The sequence below is a fragment of the Arthrobacter sp. MDT2-3 genome (assembly GCF_059090465.1).
On record NZ_JBNHFS010000003.1, the window covers coordinates 121,490 to 140,172 of the forward strand.

21 protein-coding genes and 1 tRNA gene are annotated in these 18,683 nt (G+C 64.3%); 7 read left to right on the forward strand and 15 right to left on the reverse strand.

Annotated elements, in window-relative coordinates; all coding sequences use genetic code 11:
- The first annotated feature begins 115 nt into the window (after positions 1 to 115).
- Both AC5RUQ_RS10620 and AC5RUQ_RS10625 read left to right on the forward strand, forming a co-directional pair.
- The gene (locus AC5RUQ_RS10620) at positions 116 to 589 is read left to right on the forward strand and encodes an Lrp/AsnC family transcriptional regulator (RefSeq protein ID WP_493947296.1); all 474 of its coding nucleotides are present in this window, start codon (positions 116 to 118) and stop codon (positions 587 to 589) included.
- Between the two features lie 129 nt (positions 590 to 718).
- Entirely contained in the window at positions 719 to 1,297 is a 579-nt protein-coding gene (locus tag AC5RUQ_RS10625) for a hypothetical protein (RefSeq protein WP_493947297.1), read from the forward strand.
- A 119-nt stretch (positions 1,298 to 1,416) separates the two neighbouring features.
- On the opposite strand, the gene AC5RUQ_RS10630 is transcribed toward AC5RUQ_RS10625, so the two are convergent.
- On the reverse strand, positions 1,417 to 3,033 hold the full coding sequence (locus AC5RUQ_RS10630) for a monocarboxylic acid transporter (protein ID WP_493947298.1): 1,617 nt from the start codon (positions 3,031 to 3,033) through the stop codon (positions 1,417 to 1,419).
- A complete protein-coding gene (locus AC5RUQ_RS10635) occupies positions 3,030 to 3,410 on the reverse strand; it encodes a DUF485 domain-containing protein (protein ID WP_163164424.1) in 381 nt (126 codons plus the stop codon). The genes AC5RUQ_RS10630 and AC5RUQ_RS10635 overlap by 4 nt, the downstream gene beginning before the upstream one ends.
- Before the next feature lie 183 nt (positions 3,411 to 3,593).
- Here AC5RUQ_RS10635 and AC5RUQ_RS10640 point away from each other — a divergent pair, with 183 nt between their 5' ends.
- From AC5RUQ_RS10640 to AC5RUQ_RS10655, 4 genes are all read left to right on the forward strand, one after another.
- On the forward strand, positions 3,594 to 4,802 hold the full coding sequence (locus AC5RUQ_RS10640; protein ID WP_493947299.1) for a sensor histidine kinase: 1,209 nt from the start codon (positions 3,594 to 3,596) through the stop codon (positions 4,800 to 4,802).
- 72 nt (positions 4,803 to 4,874) lie between these two features.
- Positions 4,875 to 5,591, forward strand: coding sequence for a LytR/AlgR family response regulator transcription factor (locus AC5RUQ_RS10645; RefSeq protein WP_163164420.1), 717 nt, complete (start codon positions 4,875 to 4,877; stop codon positions 5,589 to 5,591).
- On the forward strand, positions 5,588 to 5,938 hold the full coding sequence (locus AC5RUQ_RS10650) for a DUF485 domain-containing protein (protein WP_163164418.1): 351 nt from the start codon (positions 5,588 to 5,590) through the stop codon (positions 5,936 to 5,938). The genes AC5RUQ_RS10645 and AC5RUQ_RS10650 overlap by 4 nt, the downstream gene beginning before the upstream one ends.
- A gap of 7 nt (positions 5,939 to 5,945) precedes the next feature.
- Complete coding sequence (locus AC5RUQ_RS10655) at positions 5,946 to 7,412, forward strand: sodium/solute symporter (RefSeq protein WP_493947300.1); 1,467 nt, start codon at positions 5,946 to 5,948, stop codon at positions 7,410 to 7,412.
- A 49-nt stretch (positions 7,413 to 7,461) separates the two neighbouring features.
- On the opposite strand, the gene AC5RUQ_RS10660 is transcribed toward AC5RUQ_RS10655, so the two are convergent.
- From AC5RUQ_RS10660 to rpsB, 6 genes are all read right to left on the reverse strand, one after another.
- A complete protein-coding gene (locus tag AC5RUQ_RS10660) occupies positions 7,462 to 8,046 on the reverse strand; it encodes a DivIVA domain-containing protein (protein WP_493947301.1) in 585 nt (194 codons plus the stop codon).
- Positions 8,047 to 8,123: 77 nt separating this feature from the next.
- On the reverse strand, positions 8,124 to 9,047 hold the full coding sequence (locus AC5RUQ_RS10665; RefSeq protein WP_493947302.1) for a phosphatidate cytidylyltransferase: 924 nt from the start codon (positions 9,045 to 9,047) through the stop codon (positions 8,124 to 8,126).
- Complete coding sequence (gene frr / locus AC5RUQ_RS10670) at positions 9,047 to 9,604, reverse strand: ribosome recycling factor (RefSeq protein WP_163164410.1); 558 nt, start codon at positions 9,602 to 9,604, stop codon at positions 9,047 to 9,049. Before frr ends, AC5RUQ_RS10665 begins: the two co-directional genes overlap by 1 nt.
- A 130-nt stretch (positions 9,605 to 9,734) precedes the next feature.
- The gene (gene pyrH / locus AC5RUQ_RS10675; RefSeq protein ID WP_163164408.1) at positions 9,735 to 10,472 is read right to left on the reverse strand and encodes a UMP kinase; all 738 of its coding nucleotides are present in this window, start codon (positions 10,470 to 10,472) and stop codon (positions 9,735 to 9,737) included.
- Positions 10,473 to 10,590: 118 nt separating this feature from the next.
- Positions 10,591 to 11,427 carry a translation elongation factor Ts gene (gene tsf / locus AC5RUQ_RS10680; RefSeq protein WP_493947303.1) on the reverse strand — a complete coding sequence of 279 codons (837 nt, stop codon included), beginning with the start codon at positions 11,425 to 11,427 and terminating at the stop codon, positions 10,591 to 10,593.
- Positions 11,428 to 11,556: 129 nt separating this feature from the next.
- Positions 11,557 to 12,435, reverse strand: coding sequence for a 30S ribosomal protein S2 (gene rpsB / locus AC5RUQ_RS10685; RefSeq protein WP_493947304.1), 879 nt, complete (start codon positions 12,433 to 12,435; stop codon positions 11,557 to 11,559).
- Positions 12,436 to 12,869: 434 nt separating this feature from the next.
- Between rpsB and AC5RUQ_RS10690 the strand changes: the two genes are divergently transcribed.
- Complete coding sequence (locus tag AC5RUQ_RS10690; RefSeq protein WP_493947305.1) at positions 12,870 to 13,397, forward strand: M23 family metallopeptidase; 528 nt, start codon at positions 12,870 to 12,872, stop codon at positions 13,395 to 13,397.
- A gap of 37 nt (positions 13,398 to 13,434) precedes the next feature.
- Here AC5RUQ_RS10690 and AC5RUQ_RS10695 read toward each other — a convergent pair whose 3' ends face one another.
- The 7 genes from AC5RUQ_RS10695 to AC5RUQ_RS10725 all read right to left on the reverse strand — a co-directional run bounded on the left by AC5RUQ_RS10695 (position 13,435) and on the right by AC5RUQ_RS10725 (position 18,582).
- A complete protein-coding gene (locus tag AC5RUQ_RS10695) occupies positions 13,435 to 14,625 on the reverse strand; it encodes an acyl-CoA dehydrogenase family protein (protein ID WP_493947306.1) in 1,191 nt (396 codons plus the stop codon).
- A gap of 288 nt (positions 14,626 to 14,913) precedes the next feature.
- A complete protein-coding gene (locus AC5RUQ_RS10700; RefSeq protein ID WP_493947307.1) occupies positions 14,914 to 15,165 on the reverse strand; it encodes a helix-turn-helix domain-containing protein in 252 nt (83 codons plus the stop codon).
- Between the two features lie 35 nt (positions 15,166 to 15,200).
- Entirely contained in the window at positions 15,201 to 15,407 is a 207-nt protein-coding gene (locus AC5RUQ_RS10705; RefSeq protein ID WP_493947308.1) for a hypothetical protein, read from the reverse strand.
- Positions 15,408 to 15,606: 199 nt separating this feature from the next.
- Positions 15,607 to 15,680: transfer RNA gene (locus tag AC5RUQ_RS10710), tRNA-Ile, on the reverse strand.
- A 74-nt stretch (positions 15,681 to 15,754) separates the two neighbouring features.
- Complete coding sequence (locus AC5RUQ_RS10715) at positions 15,755 to 16,951, reverse strand: glycosyltransferase (RefSeq protein ID WP_493947309.1); 1,197 nt, start codon at positions 16,949 to 16,951, stop codon at positions 15,755 to 15,757.
- A 99-nt stretch (positions 16,952 to 17,050) separates the two neighbouring features.
- Complete coding sequence (locus AC5RUQ_RS10720) at positions 17,051 to 17,959, reverse strand: DMT family transporter (protein ID WP_493947310.1); 909 nt, start codon at positions 17,957 to 17,959, stop codon at positions 17,051 to 17,053.
- Entirely contained in the window at positions 17,959 to 18,582 is a 624-nt protein-coding gene (locus AC5RUQ_RS10725; RefSeq protein ID WP_493947311.1) for a CDP-alcohol phosphatidyltransferase family protein, read from the reverse strand. Before AC5RUQ_RS10725 ends, AC5RUQ_RS10720 begins: the two co-directional genes overlap by 1 nt.
- Positions 18,583 to 18,683: the final 101 nt, after the last annotated feature.

Below are 18,683 nucleotides of genomic sequence, written 5' to 3' on the forward strand. Positions count from 1 at the left end.
CGTTGCTCCGGATACTGTGACCCTACTCACAATGCTCATTGGGTACAACCACCACGGCTATCACTGAGCACAATGCTCTGTCGGACGGCTCATGACGGTGCTACCGTTGCGCATTATGCAAGCTCTGGATGGCACTGACACCCGCCTTTTGTCCGCCTTGGCGCAGGACCCACGGCGAACGGTTGTGGCGCTGGCCCAGAAGCTTGGCCTCTCCAGGAATACAGTGCAGGCGCGGATGGCCCAGCTGGAGAAAAAGCACGTCTTTCTTTCCTTCGAACGCAGGATCAATCCGGCAGCGCTCGGGTATCCGTTGATGGCATTCATTTCCGTCCATGTCCAGCAGCAAAAGCTTTCCCGGCTGGCCGCGGACTTGGCGGACGTCCCGGAAATCCTCGAAGGCTACGGGCTCACGGGCTCCGCCGACCTGCTGCTCAGGGTGGTGGCCCTGGATGCCGAAGACCTCTTCCGCATTAACGGAAAAATCCTCGCCTGCGACGGCGTGGACCGGACAGACACCGCCCTGGCGATGGGTGAACTCATTCCCTTCCGGGTGCAGCCCCTGCTAGACCGGGGCCCGCAGGGCACCTGAGCGTGCCGGCAGCCGCCATGAAAGTACGACGGCGGCGGTGCGGGCTATAGGCTGTTGCAAGTTATTCACGGGGTTCGGAGGGCCCCGCAACCAGGCGGCGTCCAGCACGACGCCGGAAAGGCTCCATTTTTGAGCAATCCTCAGGAACCGTACCAGCAGGGGCAGCACCTGGATGCGCCGCAGCAGCTGCCCGGCCAGAGCGTGCCGGCTTACCAGGCTCCTGCCGGCTCCTACCCGGAACCCGGCCCATTCGGGCTGCCCGGCCAGCAGCCGCCAGTGAAAAGCCGCCGGAAACTCTGGATCATCCTGGCGGGCATCGGCGGCGTCCTGCTCCTGGTGGTCCTGGGCATCATCATCCTGGTCACCGTGGTGGGCAGCGCCACCAACCAGGCCAGGGGCCTTGCTGACAGTTTTACCAAGCTGGTCATCAGCGGCCAGAGCTCGCAGGCCTACGATGAGTACCTCGACCCCGCACTGAAGGAACAGCTGTCCAAGGAAGCGTTCATTACTGGAGTGGGAACGCTGGAGATGAACGACCAGTGCAAGCCGTCCTACAACGACCTCCAGGTGAGCACAGAAAACGGAGTCAAGACCGCGGACGTGGCGGGTGTTATCAGCTGCGAAGGCAAGGAAGTGGATCTGGCGTACCGCTTTGAAGGCACGGACGACCTCAAAATGACCAACATCAAGCTGCGGCCCAAGGCCTAGCTTCCTCAGGCCGGTTGCGCGCTGCCGTTCCGTAAGACCAGCCATGCAGACACAAAAGAGCCCCGGCGCCGCAACGCCGAGGCTCTTTCTGTAGTGGCAGGTGACTGGTGCGCGGGGGCCTAGTGGTTCACTGCCTTCTCTGCCCCGACTCCCGTGAGGGACCGGACTTCCATTTCGGCCTGCTTGGCGGGATCTTCGTGCTTCTTGTCCAGGACGGTTCCGAGCCAGCCCAGGAAGAACGCCAGCGGAATGGACACGATGCCGGGGTTGCTCAGCGGGAACAGCGCAAAGTTGGCGTCCTTGATCATCGAGGTTGCGCCGCCGGAGACAACCGGCGAGAAGATGATCAGGACAATCGCGGCGCCGAGTCCGCCGTACATGCTCCAGACGGCGCCCTGCGTGGTGAACTTCCGCCAGAACAGGGAGTAGACGATCGTGGGCAGGTTGGCGGAGGCGGCGACGGCGAACGCGAGCGCTACGAGGAACGCCACGTTCTGCCCGTTGGCGAGGATCCCGCCCAGGATGGCCAGGATGCCGATGACCACCACGGTGCGCCGGGCCACCTTGACTTCGGTGTCGGCGTCGGCCTTGCCTTTGGAAATGACACTTGCGTAGATGTCGTGGGCAAAGGACGCGGCCGCGGTGATGGTCAGGCCCGCTACGACGGCGAGGATGGTGGCGAAGGCCACGGCCGAGATGAAGCCCAGCAGAAGCGGACCGCCCAGGTAGAAGGCCAGCAGCGGGGCTGCGGCATTCACGCCGCCAGGTGCGCTCCGGATGGTTTCGGGGCCGACGAGTGCGGCTGCACCGTAGCCGAGCACCAGCGTGAAGAGGTAGAAGAGGCCGATCAGCCAGATGGCCCACACCACAGACTTGCGGGCTTCCTTGGCCGTGGGGACGGTGTAGAAGCGCATCAGGACGTGCGGCAGGGCGGCGGTGCCCAAGACCAGCGCGAGGCCCAGGGACATAAAGTCGAGCTTGGAGGTGTCCGTCTTGCCGTACTGCAGGCCCGGGTTGAGGACGGCCGGGTTGTTGGCCGTTTCCACTGCCGCGCCGAGCAGGCTGGAGAGGTTGAAGCCGTAGATTGCCAGGACCCAGAGGGTCATGACGGCGGCTCCGGCGATGAGCAGGACTGCCTTGATGATCTGCACCCAGGTGGTGCCCTTCATGCCGCCGATCAGGACGTACATGATCATCAGGCCGCCGACGACGATAATCACCAACGCCTGGCCGCCCCAGTCGCTGATGCCCAGCAGCAGCGAGACCAGGCTTCCGGCGCCGGCCATCTGCGCCAGGAGGTAGAAGAAGCAGACGGCGAGGGTGGAGATGGCGGCCGCGATGCGGACGGGCCGCTGCTGGAGGCGGAAGGACAGCACATCCGCCATGGTGAACTTGCCCGTATTACGGAGAAGTTCGGCAACGAGCAGCAGCGCCACGAGCCAGGCCACCAGGAAGCCGATGGAGTACATAAAACCGTCGTAGCCGTTGACGGCGATGGCGCCGGTGATACCCAGGAACGAGGCGGCCGAGAGGTAGTCCCCCGCGATGGCGGTACCGTTCTGCGAGCCGGTGAAGGAGCGGCCGGCCGCGTAATAGTCAGCTGCGGTTTTGTTGTTCCGGCTGGCGCGGAAAACAATCACCATGGTCACGGCGACGAACAGGCCGAAAATGCCCATGTTCAGCAGGGTGCTGTCCTTGAGGGCGGCGACGTCCACCGCTGTGGCGATCCCGATCATTTGTTTACCCCGCCCACTCGGTTGCCGTCCTTATCAAATTCGTGCCCTTCGATCTCGTCGCGGATTTCAGCGGCGATGGGATCCAGCCGCCGGTTGGAGTAGCTGACGTACCAGCTGGTGATCGCAAACGTCGAGACGAACTGGAGCAGGCCCAGGATCAGGCCAACGTTGATGTTGCCCCAGACCTTGGTGGACATAAAGCCCACGGCGTAGTCCGCCAGCAGGACGTAAGCGAAGTACCACAGCAGGAATGCGACTGCCATGGGGAAGACAAAGCTGCGGTGACGCTTGCGCAGTTCCTGGAACTGCTGGGTCGACTGGACCTGTTCAAAGTCCACGGACGCCGCTGCGTCCGGAGTATGGGCATCGTTACCCATCGTTCCTCCTCGTTGAGACTTGCCTGAACACACCCAACGGCGTGCCCGGTAAAAGGGGTACCGCAAATGTGACTGCAATCACTCTGCTTTCTGCCGGGCACCAAATTCCAGAGCCTACCGGTGGGCGGTCGCTCAACGGTCGGGATGCTGCGACAAACGGCACCCGCAGCTACGCTGGGCACCATGCCGGACTCCCCCCTCCTGACCGCCGCGGCTGTTGCCGTGATCGCCATGGCCGTCGCCGTCGTCGTCGGTCTGGGGCTCAAGGTGCTGCGCTCCTTCAGGGACCTCGGCACGGACGCCGAACGCGCCACTTACCACACCCTGCACGCCGCGTCCCAGGCCGGGCAGCATCTCCGGCGCGGGCTCAATCCCGCAGGCGCGGCTAAAGCCAGCCGCCAGCTGCGCACGCTGCTGGCCTGCGAGGCATTCGCCATCACCGACACCACCGGGGTTCTTGCCTGGGATGGCGCGGGAGAGGAGCTGAAGCCCGAGTTGATGCGCCTGGCCGAAGGGGTGCTGGCGGGCGGGCGGACTGCGGTGCTTCCAGCAGGGCGCCCCACGGGGCCAGGCGGCGCTCCACGGGACGGTACCGGCGGCCCTCTCGCCGCGGTGATCGCCCCGGTGCGGGCCGGGACGCGCGTCGTGGGCGCCGTCGCTGCCTTCGCGCCGTCGGCGGGTGCGGGACTGGTCCGGGCCACCGGCGAGGTGGCCGACTGGGTGGCCGTGCAGGTGGAGCTCGCGGAGCTGGACGCATCCCGGACCCTGCTGATGGAGGCGGAAGTACGGGCACTCCGCGCCCAGATCAGCCCGCACTTCATCTACAACTCGCTCAACGCGATTGCCTCCTTCATCAACACCGATCCCGCCCGCGCCCGGGAACTGGTGGTGGAGTTCGCCGATTTCACCCGCTACTCCTTCCGCCGGCACGGCGACTTCACCACGCTCGCCGAGGAGCTTCGGTGCATCGACCGCTACCTCCTCCTGGAACGCGCCCGGTTCGGCGAGCGCGTCCAGGTCAGCCTGCGGGTGGCGCCGGAGGTGCTCAGCACCGTCATCCCCTTCCTCAGCCTGCAGCCGCTGGTGGAAAATGCCGTCCGGCATGGGCTGGAGGCCAAGGAAGGGCCTGGGCACATCAGCATCAGCGCGAACGACGCCGGCGCCTTCGCCGAAGTGACCATTGAAGACGACGGCGTGGGCATGGACCCGGCCCAGCTGCAGTCCGTACTGGCCGGCCACACCGACGGCGAGCACGTGGGCCTGCGGAACGTGGACGCCCGCCTCCGCCAGGTCTACGGCAACGACCATGGCCTGGTCATCGACACCGCCCCCGGGGAGGGAACGCTGATAAAAATGCGCGTCCCGAAGTCACAGCCGGGCAACGATGCCTGATGTGCGGAACTGATGAGGCGCCCTGGAGCTCGCCCTGATCCGGCTGCGGGCGGCGGAAGCTAACCTAGGAACATGATTAACGTCCTCGTCGTTGACGATGAGCTGCCCGCCGTTGAGGAACTGGCTTTCCTCCTGGGGCGGGACGACCGCATTGGCACCGTCCTCCGCGCCACCTCCGGCAGCGAGGCCCTCCGGGCTTTGGCAGCCGGTCCGGTGGACGCCGTATTCCTGGACATCCATATGCCGGCGGTGTCCGGGCTGGATATTGCGCGCGCCATCTCCGCCAGCAGGAATCCCCCTGCAGTGGTCTTTGTAACCGCGGACGAGGACCACGCGCTGAAGGCCTTCGAACTCGCCGCCGTGGACTACCTGCTCAAGCCGGTCCGGGCCGAACGGCTTGCACGATCGGTGGGACGGATCAGCGAACTGCGCGACGGCGGTACGGCGCCTGAGATGATCACCGTCGACCAAGGCGGTACCACCAGGATGATCAGGCGTGACGACGTCACATACGTACAGGCCCAAGGCGACTACGCAAGGCTGCACACCGCCGATGCGAGCTACCTGATCAGGGTGCCCCTGGCCGACCTCGAGCAGCAGTGGGCGGACGCCGGGTTCATCCGGACGCACCGCTCCTACCTCGTTGCCCTGAAGCATGTGACGTCCATGAAGCTGGCTGCGGACGGGCCCAGTGTCACCGTTGCAGGTGCCGGCCTTCCCATCAGCCGGCGCCACCTTCCAACGGTGCGGGAGAAGCTGGGCGCCACCCGGATCAGGCCGCACGCATGACGAGGGTTCGCGTCACTGCACCGCGCTCCGCGGCGCTTCCTCCGAGGGACAGCCGCGAAGCGGCGCAGGACTCCGAGGTGGGACAGGTCTTCGTCCGGTCCCTGATCCGTTCCCAGCTGCGGCTGGCCCTGGTAGTCGCCGGCGGTTTCCTGCTGATCCTTGGCGCATTTCCGCTGCTGCTGGCCGTGGTTCCCGGCCTGACGGAGACGCGTATAGCGGGTATCCCCTTCGACTGGATTCTCCTGGGGGCAGGCATCTACCCGCTGATCGGGCTGAGTGCCTGGCTGTACGTCCGGACTGCCACCCGCAATGAGGCGCGGTACCGGGACCTGGCTAAGGACCAGTGACGGAACCATGAATCCAGGCGTGGCCGTAGCCGCGCTCGCAGTGGTGTCCGTGGCCACCGCTGTCATCGGCTTCTATGGCCTGCGGATCTCGCGGACCACGGGCGATTTCTATGTTGCTTCCCGGACTGTCCGGCCCTGGTGGAATGCCTCGGCCATCGGCGGCGAGTACCTCTCTGCGGCAAGCTTCCTCGGGGTTGCCGGCCTCATCCTGTTGTCCGGGACGGACGCCCTGTGGTTTCCGGTGGGCTACACCGCCGGCTACTTGATGCTGTTGCTCTTTGTTGCGGCCCCGCTGCGGCGCTCCGGTGCGTACACAATTCCCGACTTTACTGAGGCCAGGCTGGATTCCCGGGCTGTCCGGAAGGTCACCAGCCTGGTGGTGGTGCTGGTGGGCTGGCTGTACATTGTGCCGCAGCTCCACGGCGCCGCTTTGACCATCCGGATCACCACCGGGTTGCCGTCCTGGGTGGGATCGGTGGCTGTGGTGATTGTTGTGTGCCTGACGGTGGTTGCCGGCGGCATGCGTTCGATCACCTTTGTCCAGGCTTTCCAGTACTGGCTCAAGCTCACGGCCTTGGCGGTTCCCATCCTGTTCATCATCTTTATGCTGGCTGGAAACGGGACTCCTGCCCTGTCTCCGCCTGCCGTGAACCCCACGAATCTTGCCCCCGCCGGGCTGTACCAGAACGTGTCGTTGCTGGTGGCCCTGCTCTTCGGCACCCTCGGGCTGCCCCACGTGCTGGTCCGCTTCTACACCAACCCGGACGGGCAGTCTGCCCGACGGACAACGCTGATTGTCCTGGGCCTGCTGTCCGTGTTTTACCTGTTTCCCACCGCCTATGGACTTGTGGGCAGGATGTTTGCGCCCGGACTCGCCCGCGCCAACCAGGCCGATGCCATGGTGCTGCTGCTCCCCGGCGAACTGGTGGGCGGTGCCGCCGGCGATCTGCTGTCAGCCTGTGTGGTGGCGGGCGCCTTTGCCGCCTTCCTCTCCACCACGTCCGGCTTGGTGGTATCCCTTGCCGGCGTCATCAGCCAGGACGTCCTGGGCGCCGGGGTTGGCGGCTTCCGGCTGGCGGCGGTGATCTCCATCGTGGTGCCCCTGGGGTTCGCCCTCATGACGGATTCGCTGGCCCTGGCCGGAAGTGTGGGTTTGGTTTTCGCGTTCACCGCGTCCACTGTCTGCCCGGTGCTGCTGCTCGGCATCTGGTGGCGGGGACTGACAGACGCCGGCGCCATCGCCGGGATGGTGACGGGCGGCGTTCTCTGCGGCGGCGCGATGATTGCGGGCTCCGTAGCGGGCGCCAACAACCTCGCGCCCTGGCTGGCCCAGCCTGCAGCATGGACAGTGCCGGCGGCCTTCGCAGTGATGGTCCTGGTTTCCCGCGCCACTGTTCAGCGGGTCCCGAAGACCATGCCCCGGGTGATGACCCGCCTCCACACTCCGGAACGGCCACTCGCCACCGAAAGATGACCCCGCGATAGTTCTCCCCCGACACCGCCGGTGGGAGCCTGAAGACGGGTCAGTCGATGGCTGCCATCAGCTCAACCACACGGTCCAGGAAGGCGTCCACCTGGGTTTCCTCGTACCCCTCCCGGCCAACGGCGGGACGGAAAACTGCGCGGCGGATGTTGTCGACGCTGAGCGGCTTGTCCTGTTCGAGATAGGCGATGAGTTCGTGGCACAGCCGGTCGACGTCGGCCGTGTTGTAGCTCCGCACTTTCTTCTTCGCCGGACGGCGGAAGCGGTCGCCGTCCGGGCGGTGCAGCCGGCCGCGGAGGATGCCGGACAGGTTCCCAATCTCCCGCAGCCAGGCTTCCTCACCGTGGGCAGCGATCAGCTCGTCCCGCTCGCGGCGGGCGAAGGCGTCTTCGAGGCGGTCCAGTGCTGCGTCCACGACGGCAGCGGAGTAACCGCCTTTAACGGGGTCGAAGGAAACTGCCCTGACAACGGCACTGGTGACAGGCTGCGCCGCAGCCTCCGGGGTTTCAAGGGACACCCGCGCCCGCTGCAGGAACTGGTCCACCTGCTTGGCGTTATAGCCGTAATCGCTGCGCTGCACGCGCTCAAAGGACGCAGGGATTTGCCGATGAATGTCCAATGCCACTTTTGATTCCTTCGATGCTCTTCAAGCCGTTACTCTGCACCAGTCTATTGGCGCCTGGGCCCGGCGGGGGTTGTGTGTCAGGCCCCGGAAACGAGCCCATACAGGACAAAGGCTGCCGGGGCTGCAAAAACGATGGAGTCCAGCCGGTCCATCACGCCGCCATGTCCCGGCAGGATACTGCTCATGTCCTTGACGCCCAGTTCGCGTTTCACCATCGACTCGGCCAGGTCACCTGCCGTGGAAGCCGCCACCAACCCCACCGCCAAAACCACGCCCACCCACCAGGGCTTGTCCAGCACAAAGAGGCTCGCAAGGATGCCGATCAGTATCGCGCCGCCGATGGAACCGGCAAATCCTTCCCAGGATTTCTTTGGGCTGATCTTGGGCGCCATCGGATGCTTGCCCAGGGAGGCGCCCACCAGGTACCCGAAGGTGTCGTTGGACACCACCAGCAGCAGCATCACCGCCACCTGCCATGCTCCGTCCGGAATTGTTCCTCCCGGCCAAAGGCCCAACGGAGTAGCGCCGCCCGAAGCGTGCAGCGGGAGCGCCGCGAAGCTGATGAAGAACGGCACCCAGCCCAACGTGAAGACACCTGCGAAGATGCTGTTGGCCGAGCCCGCAGCGCTTTCGATGGAACGCCACAACAGCACTGCCACCGAACTTAGCAGCATCGCAAAGAGCAGGCTTTCGATCCCGCCGAGGTAGGCGGCAAATGGCATGGCCACTGTTCCGGTCATGACCGGAACAATGGGCATCCTGGTGCCGTTCGCCTCCAGGGCGCGGTAAATTTCCCACACCCCAAAAACAGCGAACGAAGTGGTGACCGCAACAAATCCGAGCGGGAGGAACAGCAGTCCGCCGAGCACTGCGAAGAGCATGGCCAGACCCACCACCACCGCGGCCGGAAGGTTCCGGCCGGCCTTCGGCGTGGGGTTGGTCCTGGGCTGCTTCCCCCGTGTGCGCGCCCGTTGTGCCGGGGCCTGCTCTGCCTGGCCCATCAGACTTCGAGCAGCTCTGCTTCCTTGCGCTTGAGCAGCTCGTCGATGCCGTCCACGTGCGCCTTGGTGAGGCCGTCCAGTTCCTTTTCGGCGCGGGTGCCCTCATCCTCGCCGGCCTCGCCGTCCTTGACCAGCTTGTCCAGGGTTTCCTTGGCCTTGCGGCGGATGTTGCGGATGGAGACCTTGGCGTCCTCACCCTTGGTCTTGACGATCTTGACGTACTCCTTGCGGCGTTCCTTCGTCAGCTCGGGAATGGTGATCCGGATGACGTTGCCGTCGTTGGACGGGTTGGCGCCGACTTCGGAGTCGCTGAGCGCCCGTTCAATGTCGCGCAGGGCGGTCTTGTCGAACGGGGTGATGAGGATGGTGCGGGCGTCCGGGATGGCGAAGGACGCGAGCTGCTGCAGCGGGGTCGGGGAACCGTAGTATTCCACCAGGACCTTGTTGTAGAGTCCGGGGTTTGCGCGGCCGGTACGGACGGCAGCGAAGTCTTCCTTGGCTACCTCAACGGCCTTGTCCATCTTTTCTTCGGCTTCGAGCAAGGTTTCTTCGATCACGGTCTCTCCTGACGATTCTGGTGCAGTCCGGGACGCCGGGTCCATGCACAAACGTGGTTCTCTGTTGCTGCTTCCGCCCCTGGTCCCGAAAGGCAGGGGCGGAACTGTCCTGAAAACATCCTAGCCGTAGCTAGGCGGTAACCAGGGTGCCCAGCTTTTCGCCCAGGATGGCCCGGGTAACGTTGCCTTCACCCTCCATGCCAAAGACCACCATCGAGAGATTATTGTCCTTGCACATGGTCATCGCCGTCTGGTCCATCACGCGGATGTCGCGGCGGAGGGCATCGTCATAGCTGAGGGTTTCGAGCCGCTCGGCGGAGGGGTCCTTCTTCGGATCTGCCGTGTAGACGGCGTCCACACCGCTCTTGGCCATCAGGACGACGTCGGCATGGACTTCAAGTGCACGCTGGGCGGCAACGGTGTCGGTGGAGAAGTACGGCAGGCCGGCCCCGGCGCCGAAGATGACCACGCGGCCCTTTTCCATGTGCCGGATGGCGCGGCGGGGAATGTAGGCTTCGGCTACCTGCCCCATGGTGATGGCGCTCTGGACGCGGGTTTCGACGCCGGCCTGCTCCAGGAAGTCCTGCAGGGCCAGGCAGTTCATCACCGTTCCGAGCATGCCCATGTAGTCGGCCCTTGAGCGGTCCATGCCGCTCTGGGAGAGTTCTGCCCCGCGGAAGAAGTTGCCGCCGCCAACCACGATCGCCACTTCCACCTGGGGGACGGCGGCCGCGATCTGCTTGGCGACATCGCGGACAGTTTCCGGGTCGACACCAAGCTTCCCGCCGCCGAAGACCTCGCCGGAAAGCTTCAGGAGGACCCGGCGTCGACTTTTCTCTGGCTGGATTACAGTGTTGACGGCTTCCATGATGCCTTCCCGTTGGTGAGTCTGAAAAAAGGTTATCCTGCTGGGGCCAATGCTCGGAACCGGCCCCGTGCATGCAAAAGGGGCGGCCACCGAAGTGGCCACCCCCTTGCAGTTTCGACTAGGAGCCGACGCGGAAACGCGTGAACGCGGTTCCCTTGACACCGGCCTCTTCGAGGACCTGTGCCACGGACTTCTTGGCGTCCTTCGCGAATGCCTGGTCAACCAGGACCTCACCCTTGTAGAAGCCGGTCACGCGGCCTTCGACGATCTTGGTGAGTGCGGCTTCGGGCTTGCCCTCGGCCTTGGCGGTCTCTTCGGCGATGCGGCGCTCGGACTCAACCAGCTCCGACGGAACGTCGTCGCGGGTCAGGTAGTTCGGTGCCATGGCAGCAATGTGGACTGCAACATCGTGGGCGGCAGTGGCAGCGGTTTCGCCTTCACCGTCAACGGCGAACAGCACGCCAACCTGGGCCGGGAGGTCCTTGGAGGTCTTGTGCAGGTAAGCGTCAACCGTTGCGCCCTCGACGCGGGAGATGCGGCGTACAACAACCTTCTCACCCAGGACAGCGCCTTCTTCGACGACGGCCTCGGAGAGCGGCTTGCCGTCAACTTCGGTGGCGAGCAGGGTCTCGAGGTCGGCTGCGCCGGACTCAACGGCAACGGCCAGGACCTTGTCAGCCAGCTGGATGAACTTGTCAGCCTTGGCCACGAAGTCGGTCTCGCAGTTGACCTCGATCATAACGCCGACGCCGTTGCTGACCTTTGCGGCCACCAGGCCTTCAGCGGTGGAGCGGCCCTCGCGCTTGGTAGCACCCTTGAGGCCCTTGATGCGGATGATTTCGATGGCCTTCTCGGCGTCACCGTTGGCTTCGTCAAGAGCCTTCTTGACATCCATCATGCCGGCGCCGGTGCGCTCGCGCAGGGCCTTGATGTCCGCGGCAGTGTAGTTCGCCATGTGAACCCCTCTGTCTAGAAATTTGTTGTGGTGTACGGACCGACAGGACAGCAGCCCACGTGGTGGGCCGCCATCCTGTCAGCAGCTCCGGCACCGCAGGCGGCGCCGGAGAATCCGGATTTACTTGTGTTACTTGGCGTCTTCAGCCGGAGCAGCGTCTTCTGCTGGAGCAGCTGCCTCGGCAGCAGCCGGTGCTTCAGCTTCCTCGGCGGGAGCAGCGGGAGCAGCAGCTTCTTCAGCCTTGCTGCCTTCGAGGAGCTCGCGCTCCCACTCGGCCAGCGGCTCTTCCGGAGCTTCGGTGGTGCCGGTGGCGCGGTTGTTGCGGGCGATGAGGCCTTCGGCAACGGCGTCGGCAACAACGCGGGTCAGGAGGTTCACGGAGCGGATGGCGTCATCGTTGCCCGGGATCGGGAAGTCGACCTCGTCCGGATCGCAGTTGGTGTCCAGGATGGCGACAACGGGGATGTTCAGCTTCTTGGCCTCGTCAACGGCGAGGTGCTCCTTCTTGGTGTCCACGATCCACAGCACGGAGGGTGCCTTGGTGAGGTTGCGGATACCGCCGAGGTTGGACTCGAGCTTGGTGAGTTCACGCTTGAGGAGCAGGAGCTCCTTCTTGGTGTACGCGGAGCCGGCGACGTCGTCGAAGTCGATCTCTTCGAGTTCCTTCATGCGCTGGATGCGCTTGGCGACCGTCTGGAAGTTGGTCAGCATACCGCCGAGCCAACGCTGATTCACGTAGGGCTGGCCGACGCGGGTTGCCTGCTCGGCAATCGCTTCCTGGGCCTGCTTCTTGGTGCCGACGAAGAGGACGGTGCCGCCGTGTGCAACGGTGGCCTTCACGAACTCGTAGGCGCGGTCGATGTAGGACAGCGACTGCTGAAGGTCGATGATGTAGATGCCGTTGCGCTCGGTGAAGATGAAGCGCTTCATCTTCGGGTTCCAACGGCGGGTCTGGTGTCCAAAGTGGACGCCGCTGTCAAGCAGCTGGCGCATAGTTACGACGGGCATGCCGACGCTCCTTCCGGCAGGTCATTCATGAGAAAGCCCCAAGGCTTCTTACCCTGCCAATAGTTGACGGTTGATTAGCGTGGCCCGGGCGGGCCGTGCTCCTGGCATCCATCGCGCTTCTCATCAGCACCCGGGGGCGCTGACCGCAAGAAGCATGATCCTCCACTGGAGGGCTGGATGCGCGTAGTCAGCTGCCGCTCCCCCACACTCCTGAATGAGACGTGCCGACGCAAACCCGGACAGGGGCGTATACCGTTGGAAAAACCGTTGGGATAGCCGCCGGACGGAAAGCGTTGAGGGCGCAGCAAACTGCTCCATCAAGTGTACTACAGGCGCCCGTACCCGGAGGACAGCAACGACCCCGGCCGGCAGCCTTATCCACATAGGCCAACCTGCCCCTGCCGGCCCTTTTCGAACCGGCGCAGGCTGGGCATATGACACCACCGGCACTGCTTGCAGCCCTGCTCCTGCTGCCCGCTTCACTTACCCCCACCGGGGAGACGCTGGCCTTCGCTCCGGTACCCACGCGCACGGAGGCGGCACCCTCCTGGCAGTGGCCGCTCTCCCCCCGCCCGCCCATTGTGCGGGACTTCGACCCGCCGCCCAAGCCATGGCTCAGCGGCCACCGCGGCGTGGACCTGGGAACAGCGTCCGACGGCATCCAGGTCACCTCGCCGGCGGCGGGCACCGTGAGCTTCGTGGGAATTGTGGTGGACCGGCCGGTCATTACCATCGACCATGGCAACGGCCTTCGCAGCAGCTTTGAACCGGTAGAGAGCAGCCTCGCGGCCGGCAGCGCGGTGGGCGCGGGCCAGACGATCGGCACGGTCCTCCCCGGCCATTGCCCTGCCGCTTCGTGCGTTCACTGGGGCGTTCGGCGCGGCGAGGACTACGTGAATCCGCTGCAGTTTGTGATGGACCTGCGGCCATCCATCCTGCTGCCGCTCGGAGCGCCGCCATAGGACCCGGACAGTGCAGGCGGGACCGGATGGAAGCGCCTCAGACGATGGCGGAGATACCGGTGATCGCCCGGCCGGTCACCAGGGTGTTGATTTCATGCGTCCCCTCATAGGAATAGATGGCTTCGGCGTCGGCGAAGATCTTGGCCATTTCGAAATCGGTCACGATGCCGTTGCCGCCCAGGAGGTTCCGGCCGATAGCCACGCTTTCACGCATCCTTGCGGTGGTGAAGGCTTTCGCCAGGGCGGACTGCTCGTCCTTGGCCGTGCCGGCGTCCTCCAGCTGGGACAACCTCACCATCATGCCCATGGAACTGACGGCGTTGCCCAGGATCTGCACCAGCTGGCTTTGGACGAGCTGGAAGGAGGCCAGCGGCCGGCCGAACTGGTGACGCTCGACGGCATAGCGCCGGGCTACATCGAAGGCGGCCAGCTGCTGCCCCACGGCCTGCCAGGCGACACCGAGGCGAGTGACTTTCAGGACTTTGTTGACGTCCCGGAAACTGTTGGCGTGGGCGAGCTTGCAGAAGTCAGGCACCACCACATTGTCCAGCGTGATGTCGGCGTTTTGGACGGTGCGGAGTGCAATTTTGTTCTCGATCTTCTCCGCACTGAAACCCTCCAGCGTGGTGTCTACCAGGAAGCCCTTGACCTTGTTATCGTCCAGGTCCCGCGCATAGATGACTACCCAGTCCGAGAAGGTGGCGTTCCCAATCCAGCGCTTGGCGCCGTTCAGGATCCACGTTTCACCTTCGCGGCGTGCCGTAGTCCGTGTTCCGCCGGCCACGTCGGAGCCTCCGAGGGGCTCGGTCAGGCCAAAGGCGCCGATCTTCTTGAGCGCGTAGATGTCCGGCAGCCACGCGTCCTTCTGCTCCTGGGAGGCCAGCGCTTCGATGGAACCGGTGAAGAGACCGTCGTGGACGCCCATGAAGGTGGAGATGGACGCATCAGCGCGCGTCACCTCGGCGTGCATCAGGCCCGCAAACAGGTTGGAGTGGCCCTGCCTGCGCACCGGACTGACCAGGTCGATGTCCGCCAGCTTCGGAATCAGGTCCATGGGAAATTCGCCGCGGTTCCAGAAGTCAACAGCGATGGGACGGACCTCGCGGGCCAGGAAATCCCGGACCTCTGCCAGCCGGTCCTGCTCCTTTCCGCTCAGCAACTGCTCGAAGGAATAGAAGTCGCCATCGGCGTAGGGAAGGTTGTTGAGGTCGGCGGCAGGAGTGGACATGGTTACCTCGCAGGTGATCAGCGGTGATCGGGGCTCTCCGGAAGGAGCACCGTATGTTACTGCTCAGTAACATACCTCAGATCGGAGGCTTAGGAAACAAGAACCTGCTCGCGCTCAAATGCCCCAAGCGGAAACACGTCGCTGTCCTTCTTGGCGTCGCTGGGAAGTGGTTTGCCCACAAGGGCAACGGCACATGCCCGCCCCCTGCCTCTTTGGCTCGGCAGGAGCTGCCCGACGAGGGGCGGTGGCCCGATACGTCCAGAAAGTTAACGACCGGCCAACGTCGCGCTAAGACCCATCATCGGCTGCTTCGCCGGCCGCTATCCGCTCAGCAGTGACCCGGTATGCCTGCTCGATGTAGTCCTCCAGATCCCTGGCAGCTACGCGCCAGGTACGGTGGACGCCGATCTGCAACCCCCGCAACTCACCCGCGGTCAACAGTTGGCGGACAGTCGGCTCACGGATAGCCAACTCCTCGGCTACCTGCTCAACCGTCAGGAACCTCGAGCGCTTCGGCATTACTTCATTAGTTACAGTCATCAGGCCACCATAACCAAGGTCAGGGGGCCTTGGAACTACTCGGCACCATCACCGATTCGGGCGTCAGGCGACAGAGGTAGTTCCATGAACTCATACAACTCCCGCCATGCGTTATCCAGGCGCATCTCAGCCAGGACGACCTCTTCCTTGCCTGCAGCCGTGCCGCGCTGCCGCAACTCTTGGAGCTCGTTGTACAACGCCTCCACCTGGTCCAACCGCTTTTTAAACTCCATGTCAGCCATCGCAAAAGACTAACTGACAAGCCCGTGAGAGTGCGCGTCGTGCCGGTGCTGTCTTACACAGGCAGTCTTATGAAGCTACAGGCAGTCTCAGGAAGCGCGAGGCAGTATTCCAACCGAAGCGCTGTTTGCCGTTCTTAGCGTCCAAGGGCAAAAGAGCCCTGCTTCCCTTCTTTACAAGGGAAGCAGGGCTCTTTTGAGGTAGGGCTACTCGGACTTGAACCGAGGACCTTAGGATTATGAGTCCCGCGCTCTAACCAGCTGAGCTATAGCCCCCTATGCCCTTGCTGGTCTCCGAGAAGGGGATGTGCCTGCAGGGCAGAATTACTCTAGCAAATCCCGGAAAGCGTTCAGACCACTTTGTCCTCGAAGCGCGCGCCCCGGTACAGGTCTTCGAAGGTCTGCAGGGTCCCCTCGATGCTGTGGGGTTCCACCATCTGCCGGCTGACCTGGCCCATGGCGGCGCGCTGGTCGGCCGGCAGCTCAAGAATCATGGTGATCTTTTTGGCGAGGTCATCGCTGTCGTTCGGGGTGAACAGGTACCCGTTCTCGCCGTCGCGCACCAGGTGCGGCAATGCCATGGCGTCCGCGAGCACAACCGGCGTCGAGGCGGACATCGCCTCCAGGGTTACCAGGGACTGCAGCTCTGCCGTCCCGGGCATGCAGAAGAGGTCGGCCCTAATATACGTCTTCCTCAGGTCCTCGTCGCTGATCAGGCCCAGGAACTTCACCCTGTCCCCCAGCCCGAGGCGCTGGACGAGGTTTTCGAGGGAGGAACGGACCTCGCCGCCGCCCACGATATCAAGGTGCACGTTCAGCTCGGGCGGTGTTTTGCTGATGGCCTGGATCAGCACATCCACATGCTTTTCCTCGGCGAGGCGGCCGGCAAACACGACGGTGGGGTGGGGGTGCGGTTCGATGTGCTCGCCGGGCTGGAGTTCGTAGGCGGCCGAATCGATGCCGTTGGAGAGCGGGAGGACCTTGCGGAGGAAGGCGTGCTGGTGCATGGCCTTGGCCGCGAGCGGGGTGGGCGTGGTGACTACGTCAGCCCGCCCCATGACTTTGCCCATGTCCTTCCAGGAGATCCGTCCGATGATGTTTTTGAACCACTGCGGAAACGGCAGGAACGGGTTGAGGTTCTCCGGCATGAAGTGGTTCGTGGCGACGATCCGGATGCCCCGCTTGGCGGCCTCGTACAGGACATGCTCGCCGATCATGTAGTGGCTTTGGATGTGGACGACGTCGGGTTTGACCCGGTCAAAAAGGAGGCTGATCTCCTTCTTGATTTCCCACGGGAAGCACAGGCGGAAGTACTCATGGGTGGGGGCGGCGTGCGAGCGGAGGCGGTGCACGGTGGCCTCTGACCGGAACTCGGTGAAGCTCTTCCCGTTGTCCGCACGGCAGGCCAGCACGTGTACGTTGTGGCCCCGGCCCGTCATTCCCTTGGCCAGGCGGTAGCCGAACTGCGCGGCCCCGTTGATGTGGGGCGGGTAGGTGTCCGCGGCGATCAGGATGGTCAGAGGTTGCTGGTCTGCGGGCGTGGTCACGTGGAGAACTCCTGATGGTCACGGTGCGGACAGTGGCACTGACAGCACGGTTGGCCGCTGGCATGGCGCCGGGGCTTCGTGTAGTTGCTGGCGAAGGGACTAGTGGGACGGCCTGCCCGCGGCCTTCCGAGCGTCTTTTTTGCGCTTGGTGACCTCGGGGTGGTGCCGGGACAGGGCTATGACTCCCACGATAGCAAGGGATGCCGCCGTTCCCATCGCAATGGCCATGACGGCGTGGACATCGGGGCGGAGTTCGCCGAGGATGACAATGCCGATGGCTATCCCCACAAGGGGATCGATCACCGTGAGTCCTGCGATCACCAGGTCCGGCGGTCCCGCGGAGTAGGCGTTTTGGACAAACCATGACCCCAGCCCACCCGCAGCAATAAGGGCCACCACGGAGTACCACTGCACGTTCAGCAGGAACAGCCCGTTGGGGTCGAGCAGGTGCTTGCCGATGATCCGGGTGAGGACGGCCACGAATCCGAAGAGGACGCCGGCGCCCAGGATGTAGACGAAAGCGTTGATCCGGTGCTTGAACATTACGGCCAACGTGCCGAAGAGTCCGACAGCGAGGGCGAGCAGCAGCACAATGGTGAGTTCGGCCTCGAGGCTTACATGGTGGTTTTCCTGGGTGACGTTGACGGCCAGGAGGACAAAGAGCGCAGAGCCCGTCACACACGCGGCGATGGCCACCACGGTTGCCCGGTTGATGGTGAGGTCCTGGTCCTTGGCGTTGATGACGGTTGTGATGACGAGCGCGATGGCGCCGATTGGCTGGACTACGGTGAGCGGGGCGGACACGAGGGCCACCGCGTTCATGGCCATGCCCGCACACAGCAGCAGGAGGCCGAAGACCCAGCGCGGGTTCCGAAGGAGGCGGAGGAAACCATTCGAGCTAAGTGCCAGGCCGCCGGTGTCGGCTTTGACGGCGCTTCCCTGGCGCTGGGCTCCAAGGGCAAGGCAGAAGGCTCCAAGCAGCGCAAGCACAACGGCCACCCACACCATCAGGCGGTCCCGCCGTCGTGATGCTGCTGCATCCTGCCTTTGCGCAGGATGGCCCAGAAATAGTTGTAGGCGGCGATCCAGTGGCCGATCAGGCCAAGGCCCAGCACTATCCACGCGGCCACGAACAACTCATCCGAAAATGGGGTGTCCAGCCGGGACAGGACCAGCATCGGCGTGCCCAGGAGCAGCAGCCCGGTGCGCACCTTGCCCACTACGCTGACGGGAAGGTCCGGATGGCCGCCGAAGAAGGACAGGGTGAGGACCAGCAGCACGGCGTCCGGAATCACCAGCGCGGCCAGGTACAACCAATGCACGACTCCGGCAATCACCAGGGTGACGGCGACGGCGATCAGCGCCAGCCGGTCGGCAATGGGATCGAGGACCCTGCCGAGCTTGGAGGCCTGATCGAAGCGCCGGGCGACGTAACCATCAATCCAGTCGGTGCTTGCCATCACGGCGAGCACCACCACACCGGCGCCGTATTCCTTTTGGGCCAGGACCAGCCAGACAAAGAGCGGCACCCCCATGAACCGTACGACTGTCAGCAGGTTGGGGATGGTGAATACGCGGTCGTGATCCACCTGGGGGCGTCCGGGACGGGAGCCGGCACCGATGAACTTCACGCCGTCCCCCTTTCCTTCCTGCTGCCCTTCGGGCGCGGACTCATGATTTCTGCCTGTGCCCCTGCAACGCGCTGCCCGGCGCCAGCGCCGTCGAAAAGGCC